This is a genomic window from Pseudomonas sp. TMP9, assembly GCF_037943105.1.
In the GTDB taxonomy this organism is placed as follows: Bacteria; Pseudomonadota; Gammaproteobacteria; order Pseudomonadales; family Pseudomonadaceae; genus Aquipseudomonas.
The window spans coordinates 152478-175894 of the sequence record NZ_CP149803.1 but is presented as its reverse complement, the minus strand read 5'-3'; the positions used below and the strand labels follow the sequence as shown (position 1 = coordinate 175894).

22 protein-coding genes and 2 pseudogenes are annotated in these 23417 nt (G+C 53.9%); 9 read left to right on the top strand and 15 right to left on the bottom strand.

Annotated features, from left to right (window positions below; translation table 11 throughout):
- Window positions 1-76 precede the first annotated feature (76 nt).
- Entirely contained in the window at window positions 77-1390 is a 1314-nt protein-coding gene (locus WF513_RS00810; protein WP_339080845.1) for an ammonium transporter, read from the bottom strand.
- Window positions 1391-1426: 36 nt separating this feature from the next.
- Window positions 1427-1765 carry a P-II family nitrogen regulator gene (gene glnK / locus WF513_RS00805; protein WP_021700071.1) on the bottom strand — a complete coding sequence of 113 codons (339 nt, stop codon included), beginning with the start codon at window positions 1763-1765 and terminating at the stop codon, window positions 1427-1429.
- Window positions 1766-2190: 425 nt separating this feature from the next.
- On the opposite strand from glnK, the gene WF513_RS00800 reads away from it, so the two are divergent.
- The 4 genes and pseudogenes from WF513_RS00800 to WF513_RS00785 all read left to right on the top strand — a co-directional run bounded on the left by WF513_RS00800 (window position 2191) and on the right by WF513_RS00785 (window position 5526).
- Window positions 2191-2460: an accessory factor UbiK family protein gene (locus WF513_RS00800; RefSeq protein ID WP_339080841.1), complete on the top strand. Its 270-nt coding sequence runs from the start codon at window positions 2191-2193 to the stop codon at window positions 2458-2460.
- Between the two features lie 39 nt (window positions 2461-2499).
- Window positions 2500-3144: pseudogene (locus WF513_RS00795) on the top strand (magnesium chelatase domain-containing protein); the annotation flags it as partial.
- A 180-nt stretch (window positions 3145-3324) separates the two neighbouring features.
- Window positions 3325-4371 carry a DNA-processing protein DprA gene (locus WF513_RS00790; protein ID WP_339080840.1) on the top strand — a complete coding sequence of 349 codons (1047 nt, stop codon included), beginning with the start codon at window positions 3325-3327 and terminating at the stop codon, window positions 4369-4371.
- A 21-nt stretch (window positions 4372-4392) separates the two neighbouring features.
- Window positions 4393-5526, top strand: a complete 1134-nt coding sequence (locus WF513_RS00785; RefSeq protein WP_339080839.1) for a hypothetical protein — start codon at window positions 4393-4395, stop codon at window positions 5524-5526.
- A gap of 48 nt (window positions 5527-5574) precedes the next feature.
- On the opposite strand, the gene WF513_RS00780 is transcribed toward WF513_RS00785, so the two are convergent.
- Window positions 5575-6141, bottom strand: coding sequence for a recombinase family protein (locus WF513_RS00780; RefSeq protein WP_339083669.1), 567 nt, complete (start codon window positions 6139-6141; stop codon window positions 5575-5577).
- Window positions 6142-6522: 381 nt separating this feature from the next.
- Between WF513_RS00780 and WF513_RS00775 the strand changes: the two genes are divergently transcribed.
- Window positions 6523-7950, top strand: coding sequence for a replication endonuclease (locus tag WF513_RS00775; protein WP_339080838.1), 1428 nt, complete (start codon window positions 6523-6525; stop codon window positions 7948-7950).
- A 47-nt stretch (window positions 7951-7997) separates the two neighbouring features.
- Here the strand turns inward: WF513_RS00775 and mobV are convergent, their stop codons facing one another.
- From mobV to WF513_RS00760, 3 genes are all read right to left on the bottom strand, one after another.
- Window positions 7998-9032 (bottom strand): MobV family relaxase, encoded by a 1035-nt coding sequence (gene mobV, locus WF513_RS00770; protein ID WP_339080837.1) that lies wholly within the window; start codon window positions 9030-9032, stop codon window positions 7998-8000.
- On the bottom strand, window positions 9010-9432 hold the full coding sequence (locus WF513_RS00765) for a hypothetical protein (protein ID WP_339080836.1): 423 nt from the start codon (window positions 9430-9432) through the stop codon (window positions 9010-9012). Before WF513_RS00765 ends, mobV begins: the two co-directional genes overlap by 23 nt.
- A 204-nt stretch (window positions 9433-9636) precedes the next feature.
- Window positions 9637-10176: a hypothetical protein gene (locus WF513_RS00760; protein WP_339080835.1), complete on the bottom strand. Its 540-nt coding sequence runs from the start codon at window positions 10174-10176 to the stop codon at window positions 9637-9639.
- Window positions 10177-10204: 28 nt separating this feature from the next.
- Here WF513_RS00760 and WF513_RS00755 point away from each other — a divergent pair, with 28 nt between their 5' ends.
- Window positions 10205-11233: an IS30 family transposase gene (locus WF513_RS00755; RefSeq protein ID WP_339080618.1), complete on the top strand. Its 1029-nt coding sequence runs from the start codon at window positions 10205-10207 to the stop codon at window positions 11231-11233.
- 11 nt (window positions 11234-11244) lie between these two features.
- Here WF513_RS00755 and WF513_RS00750 read toward each other — a convergent pair whose 3' ends face one another.
- Window positions 11245-12411 (bottom strand): recombinase family protein, encoded by a 1167-nt coding sequence (locus WF513_RS00750; RefSeq protein ID WP_339080834.1) that lies wholly within the window; start codon window positions 12409-12411, stop codon window positions 11245-11247.
- Between the two features lie 34 nt (window positions 12412-12445).
- On the opposite strand from WF513_RS00750, the pseudogene WF513_RS00745 reads away from it, so the two are divergent.
- Window positions 12446-13318, top strand: a pseudogene (locus WF513_RS00745) (YifB family Mg chelatase-like AAA ATPase); the annotation flags it as partial.
- A gap of 52 nt (window positions 13319-13370) precedes the next feature.
- Here the strand turns inward: WF513_RS00745 and WF513_RS00740 are convergent.
- The 6 genes from WF513_RS00740 to WF513_RS00715 all read right to left on the bottom strand — a co-directional run bounded on the left by WF513_RS00740 (window position 13371) and on the right by WF513_RS00715 (window position 19441).
- A complete protein-coding gene (locus WF513_RS00740; protein WP_339080833.1) occupies window positions 13371-14159 on the bottom strand; it encodes a gamma-glutamyl-gamma-aminobutyrate hydrolase family protein in 789 nt (262 codons plus the stop codon).
- A 360-nt stretch (window positions 14160-14519) separates the two neighbouring features.
- A complete protein-coding gene (locus WF513_RS00735; RefSeq protein WP_339080832.1) occupies window positions 14520-15443 on the bottom strand; it encodes an SdiA-regulated domain-containing protein in 924 nt (307 codons plus the stop codon).
- A 97-nt stretch (window positions 15444-15540) separates the two neighbouring features.
- Window positions 15541-15888, bottom strand: coding sequence for a NirD/YgiW/YdeI family stress tolerance protein (locus WF513_RS00730; protein ID WP_339080831.1), 348 nt, complete (start codon window positions 15886-15888; stop codon window positions 15541-15543).
- An 83-nt stretch (window positions 15889-15971) separates the two neighbouring features.
- Window positions 15972-16901: an SdiA-regulated domain-containing protein gene (locus WF513_RS00725; protein ID WP_339080830.1), complete on the bottom strand. Its 930-nt coding sequence runs from the start codon at window positions 16899-16901 to the stop codon at window positions 15972-15974.
- A gap of 120 nt (window positions 16902-17021) precedes the next feature.
- Complete coding sequence (locus WF513_RS00720; RefSeq protein WP_339080829.1) at window positions 17022-17687, bottom strand: fumarylacetoacetate hydrolase family protein; 666 nt, start codon at window positions 17685-17687, stop codon at window positions 17022-17024.
- A 359-nt stretch (window positions 17688-18046) separates the two neighbouring features.
- On the bottom strand, window positions 18047-19441 hold the full coding sequence (locus WF513_RS00715) for an FAD-binding oxidoreductase (protein ID WP_339080828.1): 1395 nt from the start codon (window positions 19439-19441) through the stop codon (window positions 18047-18049).
- Window positions 19442-19627: 186 nt separating this feature from the next.
- On the opposite strand from WF513_RS00715, the gene serA reads away from it, so the two are divergent.
- Window positions 19628-20857 carry a phosphoglycerate dehydrogenase gene (gene serA, locus WF513_RS00710; RefSeq protein ID WP_339080827.1) on the top strand — a complete coding sequence of 410 codons (1230 nt, stop codon included), beginning with the start codon at window positions 19628-19630 and terminating at the stop codon, window positions 20855-20857.
- Window positions 20858-20953: 96 nt separating this feature from the next.
- Here the strand turns inward: serA and WF513_RS00705 are convergent, their stop codons facing one another.
- Window positions 20954-21550 (bottom strand): 2OG-Fe(II) oxygenase, encoded by a 597-nt coding sequence (locus WF513_RS00705; RefSeq protein WP_339080826.1) that lies wholly within the window; start codon window positions 21548-21550, stop codon window positions 20954-20956.
- 157 nt (window positions 21551-21707) lie between these two features.
- On the opposite strand from WF513_RS00705, the gene WF513_RS00700 reads away from it, so the two are divergent.
- Window positions 21708-22475 carry a hypothetical protein gene (locus tag WF513_RS00700; RefSeq protein ID WP_339080825.1) on the top strand — a complete coding sequence of 256 codons (768 nt, stop codon included), beginning with the start codon at window positions 21708-21710 and terminating at the stop codon, window positions 22473-22475.
- On the opposite strand, the gene WF513_RS00695 is transcribed toward WF513_RS00700, so the two are convergent.
- A complete protein-coding gene (locus WF513_RS00695; RefSeq protein WP_339083667.1) occupies window positions 22472-23407 on the bottom strand; it encodes an alpha/beta hydrolase in 936 nt (311 codons plus the stop codon). The genes WF513_RS00700 and WF513_RS00695 overlap by 4 nt on opposite strands.
- Window positions 23408-23417 lie beyond the last annotated feature (10 nt).

The following is a 23417-nucleotide window of genomic DNA, read 5'->3' as shown; positions in this document are numbered from 1 at the left end:
TTCACCTCTTGCCGTTACGCTTTTTAGCGCTATTCGGTTAAGACGCCCGGGTTGATTCCGGACGCGCTACGTGTGCTTACAGGTTGTAGCCGCGCTCGTTATGCAGGGCGAGATCGAGACCGATGGTCTCTTCCTCTTCACTGACACGCAGGCCCATTACTAGGTCGATCACTTTCAGAATGACGAAGGTCACCACCGCGGTGTAGACCACCGTGAAGGCCACCCCTTTGAACTGGATCCATAACTGCGCCGGAATATCCACCACCGTGCCGAAACCGCCCAGCGCCGGTGCGGCGAACGCACCAGTGAGGATGGCGCCGACAATGCCGCCCATGGCATGCACACCGAATACGTCGAGGGAATCGTCGTATCCAAGCTTGCGCTTCAGGCTGGTGGCGCAGAAGAAGCAGATCACCCCACTGGCCAGACCAATCGCCAGAGCGCCCATTGGCCCTGCTGTGCCGGACGCCGGCGTGATCGCCACCAGCCCCGCGACAGCACCCGAGGCAATGCCCAGCACGCTCGGTTTGCGGTGCGTGATCCACTCGGCGAACATCCAGCTCAGCGCCGCTGTAGCGGTGGCAATCTGAGTGACCAGCATGGCCATCCCAGCGCTGGCGTTGGCGGCTAACGCAGAGCCTGCGTTAAAACCGAACCAGCCGACCCAGAGCATGCTTGCGCCGATCAGGGTGTAGCCCAGGTTGTGCGGCGGCATCGCGGTAGTCGGAAAGCCTTTACGCTTACCCAATACAACGCAGGCCACCAGACCGGCGATACCCGCATTGATGTGCACCACCGTGCCACCCGCGAAATCGAGCACGCCCCAATCCCACATCAGCGCACCGTCGCCGCCCCAGACCATGTGCGCAATCGGTGCGTAGACCAAGGTGAACCACACCGCCATAAAGAGCAGCATGGCCGAGAACTTCATGCGCTCGGCAAAGGCACCAACAATCAGCGCCGGCGTGATGATGGCGAAGGTCATCTGGAAGGTGATGAACACACTCTCCGGAATTCCAGCCACCAGGCTGTCCAGGGTTAAACCAGAAAGGAAGGCTTTGGAGAGGCCGCCGACGAAGGAGTTGAGGTTGAGTACCCCTTGCTCCATGCCGCTCGTGTCAAAGGCCAGGCTGTAGCCGTAAACGACCCACAGAATGCTGATCAACCCGGTAACCGCAAAACACTGCATCAACACCGACAGCACGTTCTTGGAACGCACCATGCCGGCGTAAAACAGCGCCAGACCGGGGATGGTCATAAACAACACCAATACAGTAGCGACCAACATCCAAGCGGTGTCGCCGCTGTTCAGGCTTGCCTCTTCGGCCATGGCAACGCCAGGAACGAAAGACAAAAGGGCTCCTAGCCCTGCGATTTTTCGCAGAGTCATGGTTTAACTCCTGGGGCGTGGGGTTCGTGCGGAGGCTTAAACTGCGTCGGTGCCGGTTTCGCCGGTACGGATGCGGATGGCCTGTTCCAGGTTTACAACGAAAATCTTGCCGTCACCGATCTTGCCGGTATTGGCAGCTTTAGTGATGGCCTCGATCACGCGATCGAGTTGATCGTCAGCGATGGCCACGTCGATTTTCACTTTTGGCAAGAAATCGACCACGTATTCAGCGCCGCGGTACAGCTCGGTATGGCCTTTCTGGCGTCCAAAGCCTTTAACTTCAGTGACAGTGATGCCCTGCACGCCGATCTCCGACAGTGACTCACGGACGTCGTCCAGCTTGAACGGCTTGATGATGGCAGTGACTAGCTTCATGTAACTCTCTCCCGTGTATGGTGGACTTGCCCCAGGAATTACGAACCCGGCTCAAGTCTAAGCGCAGTGCCTGGCTTTTGTAATGCATCGCCGCCCTAACCCAGCTGCATCGATGCGCACCCACCGCTCCTAACGAAGCACTTCTCGCTTCGTCTGACGCACTGGAACTGCATCGGTGCATGCCTCGTAAGAGACAAAGCAGAAAGCTTGCCAGTTTGGCTAAAATCGATTTAATTCATACAGTTAGCCGTTTAACCAAGGCTTTTCCTGAGCAGTGGCCGCTCGCCACTGCACAATCGTGGTGCGCTCATCCGCCGCGCAGCGCGCGAAAACCGTGCAGGACGGCCAAGCTGGCGCCAAGGGCACCCGGCAAGCCGGTTAAAACTGCGTGCTACACTGCCTCCACCTGAAAACGGAACCTCACCATGCTGCCACCTAAAGCCCTGCTAGACGCCTTGTCCACCCATGCCTCGCGCTTGTTTAACGGTGACGCGCCGTTGCCGCGTGGCGAATTTGAAGCTCAGTTCAAAATGTTGCTGCAAAGCGCCTTTAGCAAACTCGACTTAGTCAGCCGCGACGAATTTGACAGCCAAATGGTTGTGCTGGCGCGCACCCGTGCGCGTCTGGAGGCCCTCGAAGCCAAAGTCGCGGAGATGGAAGCGCGTAGCGCAGAAAGCAGCGTAAGCGACGCATAACACCCTAGGTGGATGTATCAGCTGATCAAGGAGTGATCGATGTCCCTGGCTATAGTCCACAGCCGCGCGCAAGTCGGCGTTGAAGCCCCTGCTGTTACCGTCGAAGCTCACTTGGCTAACGGCCTGCCATCACTGGCACTGGTCGGCCTGCCGGAAACAGCAGTCAAGGAAAGCAAGGACCGGGTGCGCAGCGCCATTCTCAATTGCGCCTTCGACTTCCCGCCCCGACGTATCACCCTGAATCTGGCTCCGGCCGACCTGCCTAAAGATGGCGGCCGCTTCGACCTGGCGATTGCCCTTGGCATCCTTGCCGCCAGCGGTCAGGTACCGGCGGCAGCGCTGGAACACCTCGAATGCTTGGGTGAGCTGGCGCTCTCCGGGGCCATACGCCCGGTGCAGGGCGTGCTGCCGGCGGCACTGGCTGCCCGCGCAGCCGGGCGCACCTTAGTGGTGCCCAAGGCCAATGCTGAGGAAGCCAGCCTCGCCTCGGGGCTCAACGTGATCGCCGTCGAACACCTGCTGGAAGTCGCCGCGCACCTTAATGGGCAAACACCGATCGCGCCTTATCAAGCTAATGGCTTGTTGCGTCACGTGCTGCCCTATCCGGACTTAGCCGAAGTGCAGGGGCAAATTGCCGCCAAACGTGCGTTGCTGGTGGCGGCAGCGGGTTCGCACAATCTGCTTAAGTTGTGAAGCAATACACCCTTACACATAAGTAGACATAGCAGGCCGAGCAATGCACCCTTGGCCGCTGGCGACGTGTGTCAAAATCAAGGTTGATCGGGAACGAAGATATACACGCCGGATGGAACGGATTTTTCGTCCGAAAGTGAGCCATGCAGTAACGATGAAGGCTATTAAGGGATGGATGACAAAGAGTTTTGGCGGAGCGAGAAAGTGGCGTTTTTAGCGCTCGCTAGCGTTAAAGGCGTTGGTTTCTGGACTATCCAAAAAATTGCGCAATCCGGTGCGGGCTACAAGGACTTGCTCAAGGAGCCTGAAAAAGCAGGCCTTGATAAGATCTTCAGGGAGGCTGGCTTTGACGGCCTCGAAGGGCAAGAAAAACTCTGGAACGTTGGCTTAGCCTCCGCTAGAAATCTAGCAGCCAGTGCCGTCGTTTTGCTATTCAAGAACGAACCTAGTTTTCCTTCGAAGCTGAGAAAAATACCTGATGCGCCCGAGTGGCTTTTCGTACAGGGCAATGTAGAAAACCTGGAAAAACACGCGGTAGCAATAGTTGGCACCAGGAAGCCGTCAGACGACGGCCTTTTCCTTACTCGCTATGTTGTATCCAGTTTAGCGAAATCAGGTTTCGTAACCGTCAGCGGACTTGCATTGGGCATTGACCAAATAGCCCACAGTGAATCTGTGCGCTATCAACTACCCACAATTGCGGTACTGGGTACCGGAATTCTTCAGAATTACCCGAAAGGCTCGGAGCCCCTACGGTTAAAAATCCTCCAAGCTGGCGGAACCGTGATCACCGAGTACCTACCAGAGCAGTCTTACAGTGCGGAAAACTTTGTCAGAAGAAATAGGCTACAAGCTGCCCTCGGGGATATTTTGATACCTGCCGAATGGCAGATCAAAAGTGGCACTGCTCATACGGTAAAGTTTGCCCACAAGTATGAGAAACGAATCATCAACGTGTACCTACCAGGCACGATGCCTGACAAACCGGAGCTTGATTTTTCTGCGAACTCCTATGGCGCGATAAATCTTCAAATTCCGTTCGATACAAATAAATTGATGAATGAATATAATTTGATCTCAAACTCAAAGACTCAGTCTGAAATAGCACAATCAATACCCACAGAAATAACCACACCAGTTGATGAGTCTGTATCAAGCTCATCAAATACCGTCGACAGTTCGGAAAACTCTGAATCAGGTCAGCTTCCTCTAATCTGATCCAGAGCGTAAGGAGTAGGGATGCTAGCTCTAATTACTTCACCATCAGCAATCACGATTAACGGCCAGCCCGACGCGGATATAGTACAAGCGCTTATCAATTCAAGCGCGAAGGGTAACGCAGTTGGAGTAGTCTCCAACCATGACCAGCCTGAATGGTTTGATGCGGCCTTTGGAAAATCAAAGGTTATATTTCTGAAAGCCGAAGCCCGTCAAAATGGGTCGATCATTACTGAGATAGCCAAGCACCTTAATATACCGAACCATGACATATTGGTATTGGCCGTTAATTCCATCGATATGCAGATGGCTAAAAATGGGCGAGCCGTGCTGATTGCTGCCAACTGGGCATCTGATGCAGCTGTAAAAAGGCTAGGCATCAAAATCTCATCCCCAAAAGAGCTGGAGGATATGATAACGATGACCAATGGCTGGAATGGTCAATGGTGGTATGAAGGTCAAGAAAAAAACTATAGCGTTAAAGCGCTGGTTGACCTTTCAGGTTATGGCAAAGAACTGACACAACAGTTATTTGCCATTAAGCTCACTACTACGGTAAAAAACGGTGGCAGTAGATTAACAGCCCTGCTTATTATTACTGCTCGCTCGCTACTGATTGACGGTGTAGATAGTGCCAATCAGTTATTTTGGGGGGTATACCCCTCCTCCAAAAGCGCAAATAATGACACTGAAGTCCTGAGTGAGTTCACCCATCGACTTCGAACCACTGCCTCACGCGTTCGATTGGCAAAAGTCGGCGAGCCTCTTTTTATACGGCACACTGCGTCAGAGAAAAGGTCAGCTAATAAAAATGCTGACAGAACTGATCCTACCGGGCAGATTACGACCCTGCACTTAAACCCAAAGTATAAAACGCAGATAAAAGGCCGCAATGTTATTGTCATCGACGATTGCACCACCTACGGCGTGTCATTCGCCGTGGCAAGTGCCTTTCTACTTGCTGCCGGAGCTTTAAGCGTCAATGGAGTAGCACTTGGAAAATTCGGCAACCAGTTGAGCTACTATGAAATAAATATATCTTCTGACCCTTTCAAGCCAGTTGTAGCCGGGAAATTTTCCGTTACTAAACAAACCGCATTCGGCGGTAAGACTGATGGAACAGCACAAAAGGTTCTACAGGCCTTGATACCTTAAAAATTCCAAGTCGCGGGATAAGCCTTTGCTATCCCGCTGGAATAGGTGTTATTTGTTCCAGTGACGCTTAACTGTAGCAATTCCTAAACGAAGGGAATGAGCAACGACCGCCTGAGTCAGCCCTTTTTCTTTCAGTTTTTGAACAGCAGCTGTGGTACCAAGCGCCTCAGGACGGCCAAGCTTAATACCCTGGCCCCGTGCACGCTTCAGCCCCGCCTGAGTTCGCTCAATCAGCAGGTCTCTTTCAAACTCAGCAACCGCCCCCAACACTTGCATTGTCATCTTGCCCGGCGCCGATGTCAGATCAACTCCTCCCAAAGCCAGACAAAGTACGCGTATACCATCTGACTCCAGTTTCTCTACTGTAGATCTTACATCCATGGCATTTCGGCCTAAGCGATCAAGCTTAGAAACCAACAAGGTGTCACCTGACTCCATGCGTTCCAACAATTTCACGAAGCCAGGACGCTGCTTAGCGGATACGCTGCCTGATATCACCTCTTCAATTACACGCGCAGGATGAACGTCGTAACCGGCGGCCCTAATTTCCTGCACCTGATTCTCGGTCTTCTGATCCTCAGTTGACACACGCGCATATAGAAAGAGTCTAGACATAATCTCATTTTCTCTTATTGGTATCATAAATCGTAGTATCATCATAACACGGTATCATATAATGCCAATTGCTATTTTTATGATACCAATAGAACCTTAAAATTAACGCATCATTTAACGGTCGTTTATTGATACCTACAAAAAGTCATCATCGTTGTCCATTGGCAGCCGAGTAACAGCAACGGACAAAACCTAGAAGAGCGCAAATAATCTCGGTCGGTTTCGAACAAAACTATCAGATTGTGGCTGGCGATAGATTTAGTGTATGGATAGAACCACTTGCAATCTATTAATGCAATTGGAGCGCTTTTTGATTCCAATACATAATTTAAAAAAGGATAAGTAGAAACTAACGCAGGGAAGATCTCATGAAGCCATTTTATGTATCAACACACCTACAACTTGCCCACGCTAAGGCAATTAGCCCAGTACACCATCGACGAACTATCTGAACTAGCGAATACAATCGCTTCAAATCACGCTAATTTTATATCGTCAGCCTCTTCACAAGGCCTATCCCATCATGCCGCGACTAAGCATGAGTACGGAGTTTCTATTGCCCCTAAAGGTAATAAAACCGAATTAGGAATTTTGACTAGGTTGTCACGCCATAGCAATTGGCTAGATCAACTCAAAAACCTGGCTAACAAATCACGCGAAGAGATTTCTGTTAAATCTGGCATTTTGGGTTCGGCGAGAGAAGGAAGGCAGGAATATTGCTCAGATCAAAGCTTTACGCTTGCGAAGCTGGCTAATCGAAACAGCAGCAAAAAAGCAGCCATTGCAGCAAATCAAAACTATACGACCGTTCTAGGCTATAGCGAGGCCGCGTTTGAAAAAGGCTTCCAATCTATATTTATAACACTTACATGCCCCTCTGAATTTCACTCATCCAGCGCAAATTACGCATATAAAACATTTGAGGATGCGCACATTTGGCTAACCGATTTTTACCTATCGTTATTTGGGTACGTGTCACGTAAAGCAAAGGTTGGCACTGACTTTTGGGGAATACGTGCAGTGGAAGTTCATTTGGACGGATGCCCTCACTGGCACATACTCCTTTATGCAACCAGCGAAGTGGAGCAATTGATAAGGAATCGTCTCCGTTCACTTTATGAACGTGAATCTACTTCCCTTAAGAATTACTACGCGACCCACCATGACGAGATCATAAAGACCCGCCCGCCGACAAATTATGATGCCTATAAACAAGCAATATCATATGTTTTTGACAATTCCTATGCAGGCAGAGGAACTAGTCAGAGAGCGTCTGTTTCTGCAATGCGGCAAAGAGTAGCTATTTCATGTGCTGGTAAGCGTCAGTATCAGCTAATCGGGATCAAGGGAGTATCAAAAATCAAGGAGCTTCGCCGTCACATAAAGCGCGATTCAGAACTTGGCGGGCATGCAGAAAACCTGATCGTGGCCAAGACTGAACCAAATCGGAATAGATTGCAGCTGGATGCCCTTAAGGAACTGCATTTTGGTGGCCTGAGGAAATATATTTTCGTCCAAAGTACATACAAAAACGGATATGGAGAGACAAGAGTAAAGACTTCTGATATCCAATATCGGGCTGACGAGCAAAAGCTAAACGAGGTTAAACAGGAAAGAAATGATGATCTTTTGGCTTTGTGCTTAGAAATTTGCACTGGGTTCTTCGTGTTCTGTGTTGGAGTTATCTTCAATTCTTCAAGTTCACAATGCCCGCAGTGGCACCAAGACCTCACCGTTCTTTCTATAAGAATGGACAGGTATGGATGCACAGCTTATATCAGGGGCCCGCCAATACGACGAAGCCGCTAGATGGTCTAATGAATGTGTTTCTATTCCTTCATCTAGACCTCCATGAATCAAGGTACGCTGAACTCAAAATCGTATGAGTAATCAGTTGCTCTTGTTGGTTTTAACTTCACTTGAGGATTGAGCTTACTTTTTAGTAGCTCAACCAGTCGCTCCATGCCTTCAGCTTTAGCAATGGCTATGGCCAATTCAGGCTCCCGTCTTTCAATTGCTTTTTCACGACACTCAATTTCACGCTCGCGCTTGGTTAAGCTCTCTTCTTTATGACACAAATTGATCGCTTTTACATTATTATTTATTTCGGCTATTTCTATTAATTTTTGTTTGCTGCTAGTTCTTTTTCTGCGCTTTATTTCGATTGATGCGTCGATGCTTAGAGCCTTAGTTAACTCTTCAGCTTTGTACCATGCCGATGTCTTATGTCCCACGGCCCTCAAGGCATAATCTTTTGCGGATAGTTCAGGGGCTGCACCGACTGCGGAAAGAGCTCCGTAAAATGACGAGATATCTTCATGCTTGGCTTTCGACCTACGAAGCCCACGCTGAAGTCCTCTTGAGGCTCCGCAGGAATCATGGAAACTGTCTTGCATGTTTCTCATTAGCTCAGCCCCCCCAAGATAATCCCGCGCACTAAGGCGGCCTTCGGCAGTTAAAGGGACGACATATGCAACTAAGTGAGGTGTTCTTTCATCGAGATGCAATGTTGCGGATAAGACATTATCCATGCCATGACGCTCGTTCAACCAGCGCACTGCATCGCTAAAGTAACCTGAACCAAGGTCGTTCAAATGCCCACCATGGCGCTCGAAAGCCTCTGGTGAGGCTGTAATTAGATACTCGATACACAACACTGCGTCAGATCTCCTGCGCTCAGGTAAGCGACCTTGCAGGACACTGGTTAACTGTGCGCTGTTTTTAGCACCTGCCATTCTATTTTGAGCAAGCTTAGCCGGATCAGCATTCGGTGTAGGTTGCTCTCGGAAAGTGTGGCGAGCAGAGCTATTAAGAGCCGCAATAGTTTTAATCTTTTTTGTTCTTATTATTGAGTACATATACAGCCACTTATAGCGTATAGCTATCTCCATTATTCTGTTGCCAATGCTTTTTGGGATGGTTATGGCTGCGCTGTGTACTCAATGAATTTCTAAGAGTCAGATCCAAGGAGGTCTTTAAAGCGTCAATCAAGCGCTGAATTGATCTGATAAAAATATCAACAATCTCCTTGTCAGCAATAACCACCTCATCATTGCCTCCAGGGCAGATGACGGCGGCTCCCCACTCAATCATCTCTAAAAAACACTCCCACATGCTAGACGTATAGTCGAGCTTGTCGACTATATATGCCGAATTATCGAGTCTTGGTAAGGGGCCCCAAGTTATCGATTTCTTCATTTCATCCATTACAATATCGCAGGCCAATAGCCTTGATGCTTTGCGCAAGACAGCAAAGTCATCAGTAGCTATTATTTTATATGCAGTTAACATGAGCTTTCTCCATTCGTTTATTTATATAATACGAATGGAGCGCAGGGTTGTGCAATATTTATATAAAGCTTACGGATATTGCGCGAAATGATGACGCGTTAGAAACCAAAAGTGTAACCCACTACACATCGGCGCGCCGATGGTGGGCCAGCGTGCCGCTGGACTGCCTTAATCTCGCCCCCTCTAGATACCGCATCAGATTATTTACTGATTTTTAAGGCTTTCCTCATACTCGTCTAGATCTACAATAGATGCCCCTAGGGAGAACAACATCGACCCATCATCTTTGTGCATTTCAACTACATCCAAATACGATTTACTATATGGGATATAGGCGATTTTATCACCTTCATCGACGATACAAAGAACCTCTTTTTCATCAACCTGAATCGTATAATTCACATGGTCAACTTCGCGGTTTATTTTAATAATCGCACCAAGATTTTTAACAAGGCTATTGGCTCTAGCACGGCCTTCAAAACTAACAAGATCTAACCGTTCAAAAAAATCATTTTTATTTATAATTTTTTCCCTGCCGAGGTCTGCCTTTATTTTTTCCCTTAACAACTGGTGAGCTTCCAAATCACTTTCAAGCTGAACAATAGTGCTAAAAAAAATACTTGAAAGCTTACTGCCCAAGTTTAACATTTCAGCTTGCAACTCCTTAAGCCTAGAGTTGATACCTGAAATCTTTCCCTCCTGAACGTCAAGTAACTTGGCGGCCGCAAAATCTGAGTGCAACACCTGACCTTTCCGGTACGGTGCTGCCCCTATGTCTTATACCGAACTCAGCGTTGAAGAGCGCGCCACCATTCAAATCGGTCGTGCCCAGGGCTTCAGCCTGCGCGAGATTGCCTGCTTGATCACTCGATCCCCTTCGACCATCAGCCGGGAGTTGCGGCGTAATCAAGGTGCCTGTGGCGGCTACTCGGCCCGGGTGGCACAACAGCAGATGCAAGCCCGCCGGCAGGTGTGTCGACCGATGCGAAAGCTGTTGCCGGGTAGCGAGCGCTTCGCGTTGGTGACCCATATGCTGCGTGAGCGTTTGTCTCCCGAGCAGATTGCCGGCAAGCTGCGCAGCATGAATATTCCCAGCCTCAGAGAGGCCTACGTCTGTCGCGAGACGATCTATAACGCGATTTATGCCCTGCCGGTCGGCGAGCTGCGTAAGGAGTTGATCATCTGCTTGCGCCAAAGCAAGACGACGCGCAGACCGCGCTCTGGCGGCGTGGATCGGCGCGGCCAGATCCCTGAAATGGTCAGCATTCACGTGCGCCCCCCTGAAATCGAAGACCGGCTTATGCCGGGGCATTGGGAAGGCGACTTGATCAAGGGTAAAGCCAACGCCTCATCTGTAGGCACGTTGGTGGAGCGCACCAGTGGTTACTTGATGCTGGTGAAGATGAACGACGCGACGGCGACCTCGGCGATGGAGGGCTTCAGTGCAGCGCTCAATGGCATGCCGTTTGCGATGCGCAAGAGCATGACCTACGACCAAGGACGGGAGATGGCGCGGCACGCTGAGATCACCCAGAAAACGGGTGTAGCGATCTTCTTCTGTGACCCTCATAGCCCTTGGCAGCGAGGTAGCAACGAAAACATCAATGGCCTGATCCGCCAGTACCTGCCCAAAGGCACAGACCTGTCGGTACACAGCCAGGCAGAGTTGGATGCCATCGCTCTGCAACTGAACATGCGGCCGCGTAAGCGCTTCGACTTCAAGTGCCCCATCGAAGTTATGGGCGAGGTGATGCAAGCAGCCATGACAATGCGGCATGATGCTCCGACTTCAATTCATTAACCGTGTTGCACTCAGCTCCTGCAACCGCCCTTCTTAAGCTTACCTTGATGGTCTTGAACCAAACTAAGACTATCAACTTTCGCTAAAATCTCGCGAAATATCTCTTCACTCCTGTCCAGACGTACTAATTTTCCCCTGCACACACCTTTCGCGGCGCCATAGCACCGCAAATATTTCGATCCTTTGGGAGGGGTGCCTTTATTCACTAGATGCATTGATTCCGAGCATAATTCGCACTTAGCAATGCCCTGCCAAACATTGAAATTTATTGAAGGTTTTGTAGCCTTGGATACGAGTTTTTCGTTACGAGACTTAGCTGCCGCATAAAAAATCTCCTCTAAAACGACTATTGGATAGAAGCCCTGTACAGGCTCTCCTATTTTCTGCCGCTCCCCCTCGACTATGCCAGTCGGTTGATACTCTCCCAAAAGAGCTCGATTACAGAGGATTTTGCCAACTGAACTGCTTCCCCATGCACCGCTTTTATTGCGATTTGTTGATCCAAATATTGGAACTCCCTCAGCATTCAAAGTTTTGGCAATTAGTCTTTGGCCAATCCCGCCCAGTGCAAGATCAAAGATTTGTTTGATAGCATCAACACGCTCAGGAATTAGTGCATATGCGCCATTTTCAAGCTTTAACCAGTAGGGGCATGCTGCCCCTAGCGGTGTCAAAGATTCGCGTGCACGTGCCTGCTTATTTCCCCAAGCCTTTGAAATTCTATGTCCTTTTATACTGGATTCGCTGTGTGCCCGACTCATATGGATAATACTAGCAAACAGATCAAGCTCGTCGACATCGCTTGTATATAACCTGCAATCCGCAGATGTATAAATATTTATTCCCTTATTCAACAAATCCAAGAATCTTGGAAGAGCGTCCTTCACTTTTTCACGGCTGAGGCGGTCTAGGGATTCAACAATCAAAAATGATCCGGCGGAAATCGCCCCGTTTTCAACGTATGACAAAAAACGTGCTAGCTCACCTGTATCGTCAAGATGTTTTGCTTTGTATGCACTTCTACCTTTATCAAAAAATAGATATTCCTTGCTATCAACGAACTCTAAGCCATTGGCCATACAGTAGCTTTCTGCTGCCACCCTCTGACGTCTGTAACTGTCGCCCTTAGCTTGCTCGGGAGATGAAAACCGGATGTACGAGTACGCTTTAGCCTTCATCGCCTATGCCCTCAATTGAATGGGTGTATTATAACACAATATCCTGTTTACCGGCCCGCCCGGCACCGGCAAAACCTTACTGGCCAGCCGCCTGCCGGGCTTACTGCCACCGCTGAACGAGACAGAAGCGCTGGAAGTTGCGGCGATTCATTCAGTTGCTAGCCACACGCCTCTGAGCGCCTGGCCACAACGACCATTCCGCACCCCGCATCACAGCGCGTCGGGGCCGGCGCTGGTCGGTGGCGGTAGCCGTCCGCAGCCGGGCGAAATTACCTTGGCCCATCACGGCGTATTGTTTCTTGATGAGCTTCCTGAGTTTGATCGAAAGGTTTTAGAAGTCTTACGAGAGCCCCTAGAAAGCGGCCAAATTGTCATCGCCCGCGCCCGCGACAAGGTGCGCTTCCCGGCGCGCTTTCAGCTAGTCGCAGCAATGAACCCCTGCCCCTGCGGGCATTTGGGTGACCCGTCCGGTCGTTGTCGTTGCAGCAGCGAGCAGGTGCAGCGCTACCGCAGCAAACTCTCCGGCCCGCTGCTTGATCGTATCGACCTGCACCTTACCGTACCGCGCGAGACCACCCGCCTTAACGCCAGCGCTGAGCCAGGCCCAAGCAGCGCTGAACTGGCCGCCTTGGTTATTCAAGCACGCCAGCAGCAACTGGATCGCCAAGGCTGCGCCAATGCGCATTTGGATTTAAACGGGGTAAAGCAGCATTGCAGCCTGCCTGACGCAGACCGCCAATGGCTGGAGAATGCCTGCGAACGCCTAGGCCTGAGCTTGCGCGCGGCGCACCGCGTGCTGAAGGTCGCGCGTACCTTGGCCGACCTAGACGGTGCTGTACCTATCAGCCGCGCTCATCTGGCTGAGGCGTTGCAATACCGCCCCAGCGGCAGCGGCAGCGGCACCTGAATTGCTGGCACAAAGAAGCCCCGCAAACGGGGCTTCTTGGTCAAACATTTAACTATTGATGGCGTTGCGCAGCGTACTCACGACACGCCTCGCCGAAGGCTTGGAAGATTTTCACCGAATGCGGATTTTGCGCCGCCTGCCATTCCGGGTGCCATTGCACCGCCAAGGTGAACTGTTCAGCACCCGGTAGGTGAATCGCCTCAACCAAACCATCTTCAGCAAACGCTAAGGCCTCGATGCCTTCGCCCAGCTGATCAAGCGCCTGGCCATGCAGCGAGTTGACCGGGAACGCCACGTCGCCCATCAACTCGGCAAACCAGCTACCGGCCAACGCTTGCACGGTATGGCTGTCGCCGTACTGCACAGCCACCGGATCATTTGAGTCTTCGCGATGGTCGTTCAAGCCCGACACTTCATAGGCTTTCTGGTGAATGGTGCCACCCAGCGCCACGTTAATTTCCTGCATGCCCCGGCACACCGCGAACAACGGTATGCCGCGCTTAAGGGCTGCGCGAATCAGCGGAATATCGAACAAATCACGGGATTTATCCTGACTTTTACTCGGCGTTTTGTTTTTTTGCCCGTACAACGCCGGGTCGATGTTGCTGCCTGCACCCGTCAGGTACACGCCATCGACCATCGACAGGTATTGGTCAAGATCATCAGCGCCACAGCAACTCGGCGCCAGCAGCGGAATGCAGCCAGACAGCTCAGCCAGTGGCGTGATGTATTTGTGGGTCATGACCTGATAAGCGTGGCCTTTGCGCTCCTGCGTGCCCATCGACATCAGGACCACCGGTTTACGCGGCGCTATGCGCTCGTTGGTTTCGTTGCTGGACATACTTCACCTTGGGGCCGGACAGCCAGCCGTTGCTGTGCAGGGCACTCAGCGCGGTTGCACGCGCCTTGTTATGCGCTTGGCATACGGGACCAAAAACCCGCACACCCTGCTGGTAAGTCTGCCAAAGCCGTAAAATATGTCAAACAAATAAGCAGGGATTGTTTGACAAAAGTGCGTGTAAACGATGCCTGCTCGACTAAAAATGATTACAACTAATTGATTATGATGAATAAAAATATAAAGAACAAAACCGCTTAGTCCAATATTTTTTACGCTTGAGCGTGACTCATCCAAACCCCTCACGCGCGGGTGAGGGGTCAACAAGAGGCTGTGCGTGGGCGCATCGAACGGCTAGCGCCTTCAGAGCTGAGCGGGCTTGCTGAAGCGATAAAACAGATTGGGCTCGCTGACCAAATAGAGCACGCCTTGGCTGTCCGTGGCGATGCCTTCGCCTTGCGGCACGCTGCGCTTAAGGCCATTTCGGCCCCCTAATAAAGAGAGGCTGCTGATCGGCTTACCGTCAATATCCAATTCCAACACCAGCCGCGATTCATCGGACAGCGCCAGCAAATGCCCGCTGCGCTCATCGAACTGCAGGCTGGATAAATCACGCACAAAAAGCCCAGCATCGCGCTGCTTGTTGTCCACCACATGTACCGCAAACGGCTGGTCGGGGTCGCGATGGGGAAAGCCGTGGATCTCGTAGATGCGGATGGGGTCGCGCTCCTTAGCGACAAACAAGCGCTGCCCTTCTGAGTCATACGCCAGCCCTTCGAAGCCTTTATTACCCTTTAGGCCAAGGCTCAACGACAATTGCTGAGACTGCTCGGCATACACGTCGGTGGTGCTGTCATCCACCTTCACCTTGATCAACCGCTGGCGACGTTCATCGGTGATGACATACAGACCGGAGCTGATGTACTCGACTGCCTCGGCATCACCAAAGCCGTGCAGGTTAATGCGCCGCACGATCTCGCCATCCAGCGACAGTTCAATCAGCTGCGCCTTCTGGTTGGTTACGGTAAACAGGCTGTTCCGATCTGGATCATAGGTCAGCGCCGAGACATCATCGTCCACGCCAACGATCACCTTGGCCTCAATATCAACCTGATAATCCGATAGCAGCAGGGACGCCTTCTGCCCCTTACCCGGTTGTTGCCACTGCTGCACATTGAACCACGCACGCTCGAACAACCGGTGCTCCTGAGCCAACACACCCAGCAGCAAAAGCGCCAGGACGATAACGCTCAGCAACAGACGTTTAACGGTGACAGGGTTTCGCATGCTAATTCACTCACTTCACTCACAAACACGTACGGACAGCATAACGACGTCAGCCCGAAGCGGGGCTTCGGGCTGACAGGGGCAACGCGGGTAGACCTTACTGGATAATTTCAAGGTGCTCGACATCAACTTCGCGGCTCGTCAGGTCACGGTCAACTTCACCCGTGATTTTCACCATTGCCTTTTCGGAAACAGCCTGAGCGGGCCAATGCTCATCGTCGATTTCAACATGAATGGTGCCGCTGGCATCTTTGAATTCGTACAGCTCATCCTGCAGACGCTTCACAATCTGACCCTGCAACACCACCGGCGTATCGTCAGCAGCATCCAGAGCAGCCGCTACAGTGGTGACCTGGGCCGTTGCGCCGGGCCCGGTATAACCGGTGGCCATTACAGCGGTTGAGAACAGCGGAGCCAGCAGCAGGGCCAAAGTTAAACGCTTCATGGGGTAACCCTCTATCAATTAGTTGATGAGCTGATCTTAGAGGCTGTAGCTGAAGCCAGGCTTAAACGCCGCTTAAGCCAAACTTAATTTGCGGCGGCCTGCTGGGCCAGCGGTTCTTTGCGCAGCACGTAGAGCAGGTTCGGCTCGCTGACGATATAAATCGTCCCCGCTGCATCGATGGTCACGCCCTCAGCCTGATTGATGCTGCGCCGCAAGCCATTGGTGCCAAGGGCGAGGCTGATAAAGCTCACCACCTCACCCTGATCGCTGACTTCTAGGAGCAACCGCGACTCGTCCGAGAGCACCAACACATGACCGGTACGGGCGTCATAGCTCAGCGAGGAAATATCACGCAAAAACAGGTGAGCGGCATTGATCGGCTGCAGTGTACCGGCGGCGCCCTCTTCACCCGGAAACGGCAGGCTATAAAGGCCCAGCGGGTCTCGCTCCTTGCCCAGCAGCACACGTTTGTTGCGTGAATCCCAACCGATGCCTTCAAAGCCTTTATTGCCGGCGTCAACAAAGCCGAGGTCCACGGATGACTGCTCGGTAAAGTCTATGCGGCGGGTCAGGGTGTCTAGCTTGAAAGTGGTGAGGGTGCGCTTACGCTCGTCGATAATCGCCATGCGGCCATCGGAGAGCATCTCCACACCTTCGGGATTGGCAAACCCCTGCAGGTCGATGCGGCGCATGACTTGGCCATCCAAGGTCAACTCAATCAGTTGCGGCGAATTCCCGGTCACGGTGAACAATGTGTCGCTCGCCGCGCTGTAGGTCAGCCCGGACACCTCATCATCCTCCAGACCCTGCAACGGCTTTGCTTGCAGAACGGCCCGGTATCCTGGCAACCAAATGCTCTGCGCCTGCTCGGCGGCGCTCACCTGCTGCTCTTTGCCCCAGAAAAACAAACGGTCGTCCCAGTGCAGATAGTGCGTAGCCGAAAGGCCCGCCACCAGCAGAGCACACCACAGCACCGCGCGCAGGCGCACCCGCTGGATAATCTGAATTGACATCGCATACAACCCCTAACAACGAAGGCATTCAGACTAGAGCGCTACGCTTACATTTTGGTTAAGCCATACCACCGCTGAGCACCTCCTGGTGCTCCTAACGAAAGTTGGTGATCGTTGCGGTTAAAGCACGCGACTGACGAAGCGACTATGGCCCAGCAACTCCAGCACCAGCTCATCACCCTTGTACAGGGGGCCGACGCCAGCGGGCGTGCCGGTGAGAATTACGTCACCCGGCTGCAAGCTGAAATGCCCGGCAATGTGCTGAATCATCGGCAAAATCGGGTTGAGCATGTCGCGGCTGTTGCCGTCCTGACGCACGTCGCTGTTGATGCTCAAGCGGATGCCGATGTCGGCGAGGTCTTCGACAGCATCGCCGGGTACAAACGGCGCCAGCACACAAGCACCATCAAACGACTTGGCGACTTCCCACGGGTAACCCTTGGCCTTAAGCGTGGCCTGCAGGTCGCGCAGGGTGAGGTCCAGTGCCGGGGCGAAACCGGAAATGGCGTCACGCACCTCTTCCTCGTTCGGTGTGCGCGACAGCGGTTTGCCGATGAGCACGGCGATTTCAGCTTCGAAATGCACATCACCCCGGCCTTCAAGCAGGGTGAAGCCATCATCCAACGGCACCACGCAGCTACCCGGCTTGATAAACAGCAACGGCTCGCTCGGCACCGGGTTATTCAACTCCTTGGCGTGCTCAGCGTAATTACGGCCAATACAAACCACCTTACCCATGGGGAAGTGAATATGGGTTCCATCGACATACTGATGCTGGTAACTCATTTCAGATTCCTTATTGGAAGAACATAAACCCGTAGCCCGGATAAGCGCAGCGCAGTCCGGGAGCTTGCCGCCTTGGATTACGCAGCCCCGGATGGCTGGTTCGGATGTACTACGGATTACGCGGCCCCAGATGGCGCTAAAGCTTATCCGGGCTACGTCGGATCAATACCGCCCTGAAGCCAACACGCCCCTACCACGATCATGCCGGCTCCGTGGCCGTTCGTCATTGCGACCAAAGCGCAACAAGCCACCACCCCGTAGCCTGGATAAGCGCAGCGCAATCCGGGAGCTTGCAGCCTTGGATTACGCAGCCCCGGATGGCGCCAGGACTTATCCGAGCTACGCCGGTGCGGTGTTGATCAGAGCGGGAAAATTTTGCCTGGGTTCATGATGCCGTTCGGGTCGAAAACCGCCTTGATTGCCTTCATATAGCCAATCTCGGCTTCCGAGCGGCTGTAGGTCAGGTAATCGCGCTTGGTCATGCCGACTCCGTGTTCGGCGCTGATCGAGCCGTTGTACTTCTGCACCGTCTCGAACACCCACTTGTTGACCGTGGCGCACTTACTAAAGAACTCGTCCTTGGACAGGTTCTCCGGCTTCAAGATATTCAGGTGCAGGTTGCCGTCGCCGATGTGGCCAAACCAGACGATTTCAAAATCCGGGTAGTGTTCGCCGACAATGGCGTCGATGTCATGCAAGAAGGCCGGCACCTTGGAGACAGTGACCGAGATGTCATTCTTGTAAGGCGTCCAGTGGCTGATGGTTTCCGAGATGTACTCACGCAACTTCCACAGATTCTGCAGTTGCTGCTCGCTCTGGCTCATCACGCCATCCAGCACCCAGCCTTGCTCAACGCAATGCTCAAAAGTGGCCAAGGCGGCGTCGGCGACTTCCTCGGTGGTGGCTTCAAATTCCAGCAGGGCGTAGAACGGGCAGTCGGTTTCAAAGGCAGCCGGCACGTCACCACGGGCCATGATCTTGGCCAAGGCCTTGTCGGAGAAGAACTCGAAGGCGGTCAGGTCCAGCTTGTTCTGGAAGGCATGCAGCACCGGCATGATCGAGTCGAAGTCTGGGGTGCCGAGTACCATGGCTGTGAGGTTCTTCGGCGCACGGTCGAGGCGCATGGTGGCCTCGACGACAAAACCCAAGGTGCCTTCGGCGCCGATAAACAGCTGGCGCATGTCATAGCCGGTGGCGTTCTTGATCAAGTCCTTGTTTAGCTCCAGCAGCTCACCGGTGCCGGTGACCACTTTCAGACCCGCCACCCAGTTACGGGTCATGCCGTAGCGAATCACCTTGATGCCGCCGGCATTGGTGCCGATGTTGCCGCCAATCTGGCTGGAGCCGGCCGAGGCGAAATCCACCGGGTAATACAGGCCTTTGTCCTCAGCGAACATCTGCAGCTGTTTGGTCACCACGCCGGGCTGACAGACGACGGTGCGGTCGAACTCGTTGAAGTCGAGAATTTGATTCATATAGTCGAAGGCCACCACCACTTCGCCATTGGCTGCTACTGCGCCAGCAGACAGGCCCGTGCGGCCGCCGGAGGGCACCAGCGCAACGGCGCGCTGATTAGCCCAGCGGACGATGGCCTGCACCTGCTCGATGCTTTTGGGGAACGCAATCGCCAGCGGTGCTGGGGCGAAATGCTTGGTCCAGTCTTTGCCGTAGGTATTGAGGGAATCGGCGTCGGTGAGCACCTTGCCGGGCTCAACCAGGGTCTTCAGCTCTTCGATCAGCGCAGGGTTGGTCATCTACGGAACTCTCAAACGATTCATGGTCACCCTGAGCACGCTTCATCTGCCAGGGTAGGTGTTTCGCGGGCCTCGTATGCTAGCATACGCCCCCCGTGAATCGTGCCTGCGAGCTGATCTGCGGGCTGCGGCCGGCGGCGTTCGGCCTCTTCCCTGACACTCTATTGTGGGACAACAGGTACTCCGATGAGCAAGACCTCTCTCGACAAGAGCAAGATCAAGTTCCTTCTTCTTGAAGGCGTCCATCAAAATGCAGTGGACACCCTGAAGGCCGCTGGTTACACCAACATCGAGTACCTCAAGGGCGCGCTCTCCGACGAGGCGCTAAAAGAAAAAATCGCCGACGCCCACTTTATCGGCATCCGTTCGCGCACCCAGGTGACGGCTGAAATACTCGACTGCGCCAAGCGCCTAGTCGCGGTCGGTTGCTTCTGCATCGGCACCAACCAGGTTGACCTCGACGCGGCCCGTGAGCGCGGTATCGCCGTGTTTAACGCACCGTACTCGAACACCCGCTCGGTGGCCGAGCTGGTGCTGGCACAGGCCATCCTGCTGCTGCGCGGCATCCCCGAGAAGAACGCCTCTTGCCACCGCGGCGGCTGGATCAAGTCAGCAGCCAACTCCTTCGAAATCCGCGGTAAGAAACTGGGTATCGTCGGCTACGGCTCGATCGGCACCCAGCTCTCGGTACTCGCTGAAGCCTTGGGCATGCAGGTGTTTTTCTATGACACCGTGACCAAACTGCCGCTGGGCAACGCCACCCAAGTTGCCAAACTGCATGACCTGCTGGGCATGTGTGACATCGTGTCGCTGCACGTCCCAGAGTTGCCATCCACCCAGTGGATGATCGGCGAGAAGGAAATCCGCGCCATCAAAAAAGGCGGCATCCTGATCAACGCCGCGCGTGGCACCGTGGTCGAGCTGGATCACCTGGCCGCTGCGATCAAAGACGAGCACCTGATCGGCGCCGCCATCGACGTGTTCCCGGTCGAGCCGAAATCCAACGATGAAGAGTTCGAAAGCCCGCTGCGTGGCCTGGATCGCGTGATCCTGACTCCGCACATCGGTGGCTCCACCGCTGAAGCACAAGCCAACATCGGCCTGGAAGTGGCCGAGAAGCTTGTCAAGTACAGCGACAACGGCACCTCAGTATCCTCGGTCAACTTCCCTGAAGTGGCCCTGCCAGCCCACCCAGGCAAGCACCGCCTACTGCACATTCACGCCAACATCCCCGGCGTAATGAGCGAAATCAACAGCGTGTTCGCCGAAAATGGCATCAACATCGCCGGTCAGTTCTTGCAGACCAATGCCAAAGTTGGCTATGTGGTGATCGACGTTGACGCCGACTACTCCGACTTGGCGCTGGAGAAGCTGCAGCTCGTTAAAGGCACCATCCGTAGCCGCGTGCTGTTCTAAAAAGCCCGCGCTGCATATGCAAATGGGAAGCTTCGGCTTCCCTTTTTTTATCAATCTGTAATCACTGTTACGCCTGCCGCCTTCACATTCAGCAGGCTACAACGGCCCGGCATCGCGACGACGCAGCCAGCCCGTCAGTGACAAACGCTCACGGGTGGCCGGTAGCACCTCATGGGGCATGTCTGCCGAGAGAAACACCAGCAGGCTCCCCGCGCAGGGCAATACGTCATGGCCTGTTCCGTCTGCGAGGTGCAGGCGCAGCGCCCCACCCTGTTCGGCCTGCCACTGCTCGTTGAGGTAAAACACCACGGACACAGCGCGACGGTCATTATCACGGAAGCGATCCACATGCTTTTTGTAAAACGCACCCGGCGGATACAGGGCGAAGTGGCTTTCAAAATCCTCTAATCCTAAGTACAGGGCTTGGTTAAAGGCTTGGCGCAACTCGTCCATCAGCGTCAAATACTGATCGCAGGCGGCATGTTGGCCGGCCTCCAGCCACTGAATATGGTCGCCACGCAGCCCCTCACTGACCACCGCTAAGGCACTGCGGCCGACGCCGGCGCGCACCAATAGGCCGGCGGCGGCACGTTTGCGGCACTCTTCGGCCAGTTCTGCGGTCAGAGCTGGGGCAATAAAGTGTGTTTGCAGCGACCAGCCCTGTTCGGCCACGTCATCGATAATGCACGCCATGCGGGCGCTGAGGTCGTTAGGTGAGCAGGTATTCAATGATGACCCCGAAGGAATGAGCACCTGCACAGCCGCAGGTGAGCGATTCTAACAGGCCGATAACTGGCCTCGACAAGCCCTCGCTGCCCACTGAAAATAGCCGCCCCAGAATGGAGTCCCTATGCGCGCCCTTGCCGTTGTTCTAACCCTGCTGCTGAGCCTGCCTACTTTGGCCGATGATTACCTGCAGCTCTACCAAGCAGCCGGCTGGCCGCAGCAGCGCATGCACTTTAGTGATGCCTTGCAGGCTGCTCAGGAGCGCTATCGCAATAGCCTGCCGCCGGCGGTGCATCAAGCGCTGGTGAACAACAGCAACCAGCGCTTTGCGGCCGCCGCCGTTGACCGGCGCGCGCAGCAAGGCCTGCGTAACAGCCTCAATGAGCCAGCCAACGCTCTGGCGTTTTTCCAGTCGGCAGTCGGGCGCAAAATTGTTGATGCTGAACTGCTCGCCACCCGCAGCGATCAACTGGCGCGCTACGCCAACGGCCTGCCACGCACCGAAGCCAGCGCCACCCGGCGCCTGCAGATTCGTCATCTGGCTCAGGCGCTGCCCGCTAAGGAAGCGGGCGCGGAAGTGAGCTTGGCGCTGGCTGGGGTGGCCGCCGACAGCCTAAGCCAAATGCTCCCTGGTCTTATCGGCGGTGACAGCGCCCAAGCCCTGCTCAATGGCCAGCGCCAGCGTCTGATTGAGCAGATTGGCGCAGACCTCGACAACACCCTGCTGCACGTCTATCGCGAACTGAGTGATGCCGAGCTGGAAGAGTTTGTCGGCTTCGCCCAGTCAGATGCCGGCAAGGCCTATTACCAAGCGGCCCTGTCCGCCATTCGCAGCGGCTTAGCCGTTGGCCAGAGCAGCGCCAACCTAACCCCGGCACCCAGCGGAATCTAGCCCAAACGCTGGCTGAGCCAATCAAAGTAGCGCTGGCGCAAGGCTGGCGCTTCGTTGGCCAAGTGATGGCCCGCTTCGGGTAGGCGCAGAATCTGTGGTGTGGTGAATTTATCCGCTAGCACCTTGAGGTTGTGCCGCCACGCCACGGTCATGTCCGCCTCACCTTGGATGATCAGCGGGCTGCGATTGCTGCGCGGTGCGGCTTCAATGTGCGGCACCCAGCGGCTCAGCGCGCCGACCCAGGCGGTCGGCAGATTGCGCGGTTGCAATGGGTCGTGGTGGTGAACGAAATCGATAAACGCCGCATCACTGGAATTAACGCTAAAACGCCGTGGAATCTCACTGACAACGTGACGCATGACCCGGTAACTCAGCTTTGACCAGCCCCAAGCCCGTGGCCGTACCAGTGGCGCCAAGAGGATGGTTTGGCCAATCTGCGCCAGCGGCTCACCAGTGAGCAGGTAATCAATGATGATCGCCCCGCCGGTGCTTTGCCCGCACAGGTGCCAAGGCTGCGGTAAATCCAGAACAGCCGCTTCGGCCAATACGGCACGCAACACCGTTTGGTATTCAGCGAAATCGCCGATGCTGGCGCGCACGCCGCTGGACAACCCATGCCCTGGCAAATCAAACGCCAGTACCGCAAAACCCATCGCCAGCGCCCACTCGATCACATGCCGGTACACGCCAACGTGGTCGTAATAACCATGCAACACCACCAAGGTGGCGCGAGGTTGCTGCAGAGGCCACCACGCTTGCACGGCGATTTGATAGCCACCCGCCGATAGCAGGCCCATGCAGCTGCGCGCCGCCAACGCATCGGTAAAGCCGTAAAACTGCCGATACGCCTGAGCGTCTGGCGACAAAGCAACCGCTGCGGCCAAGGGTCGCAGACTGGCAATCAGGTTTTGCGGCTCAAACAGCTCTGGCATAAGGCTTCCA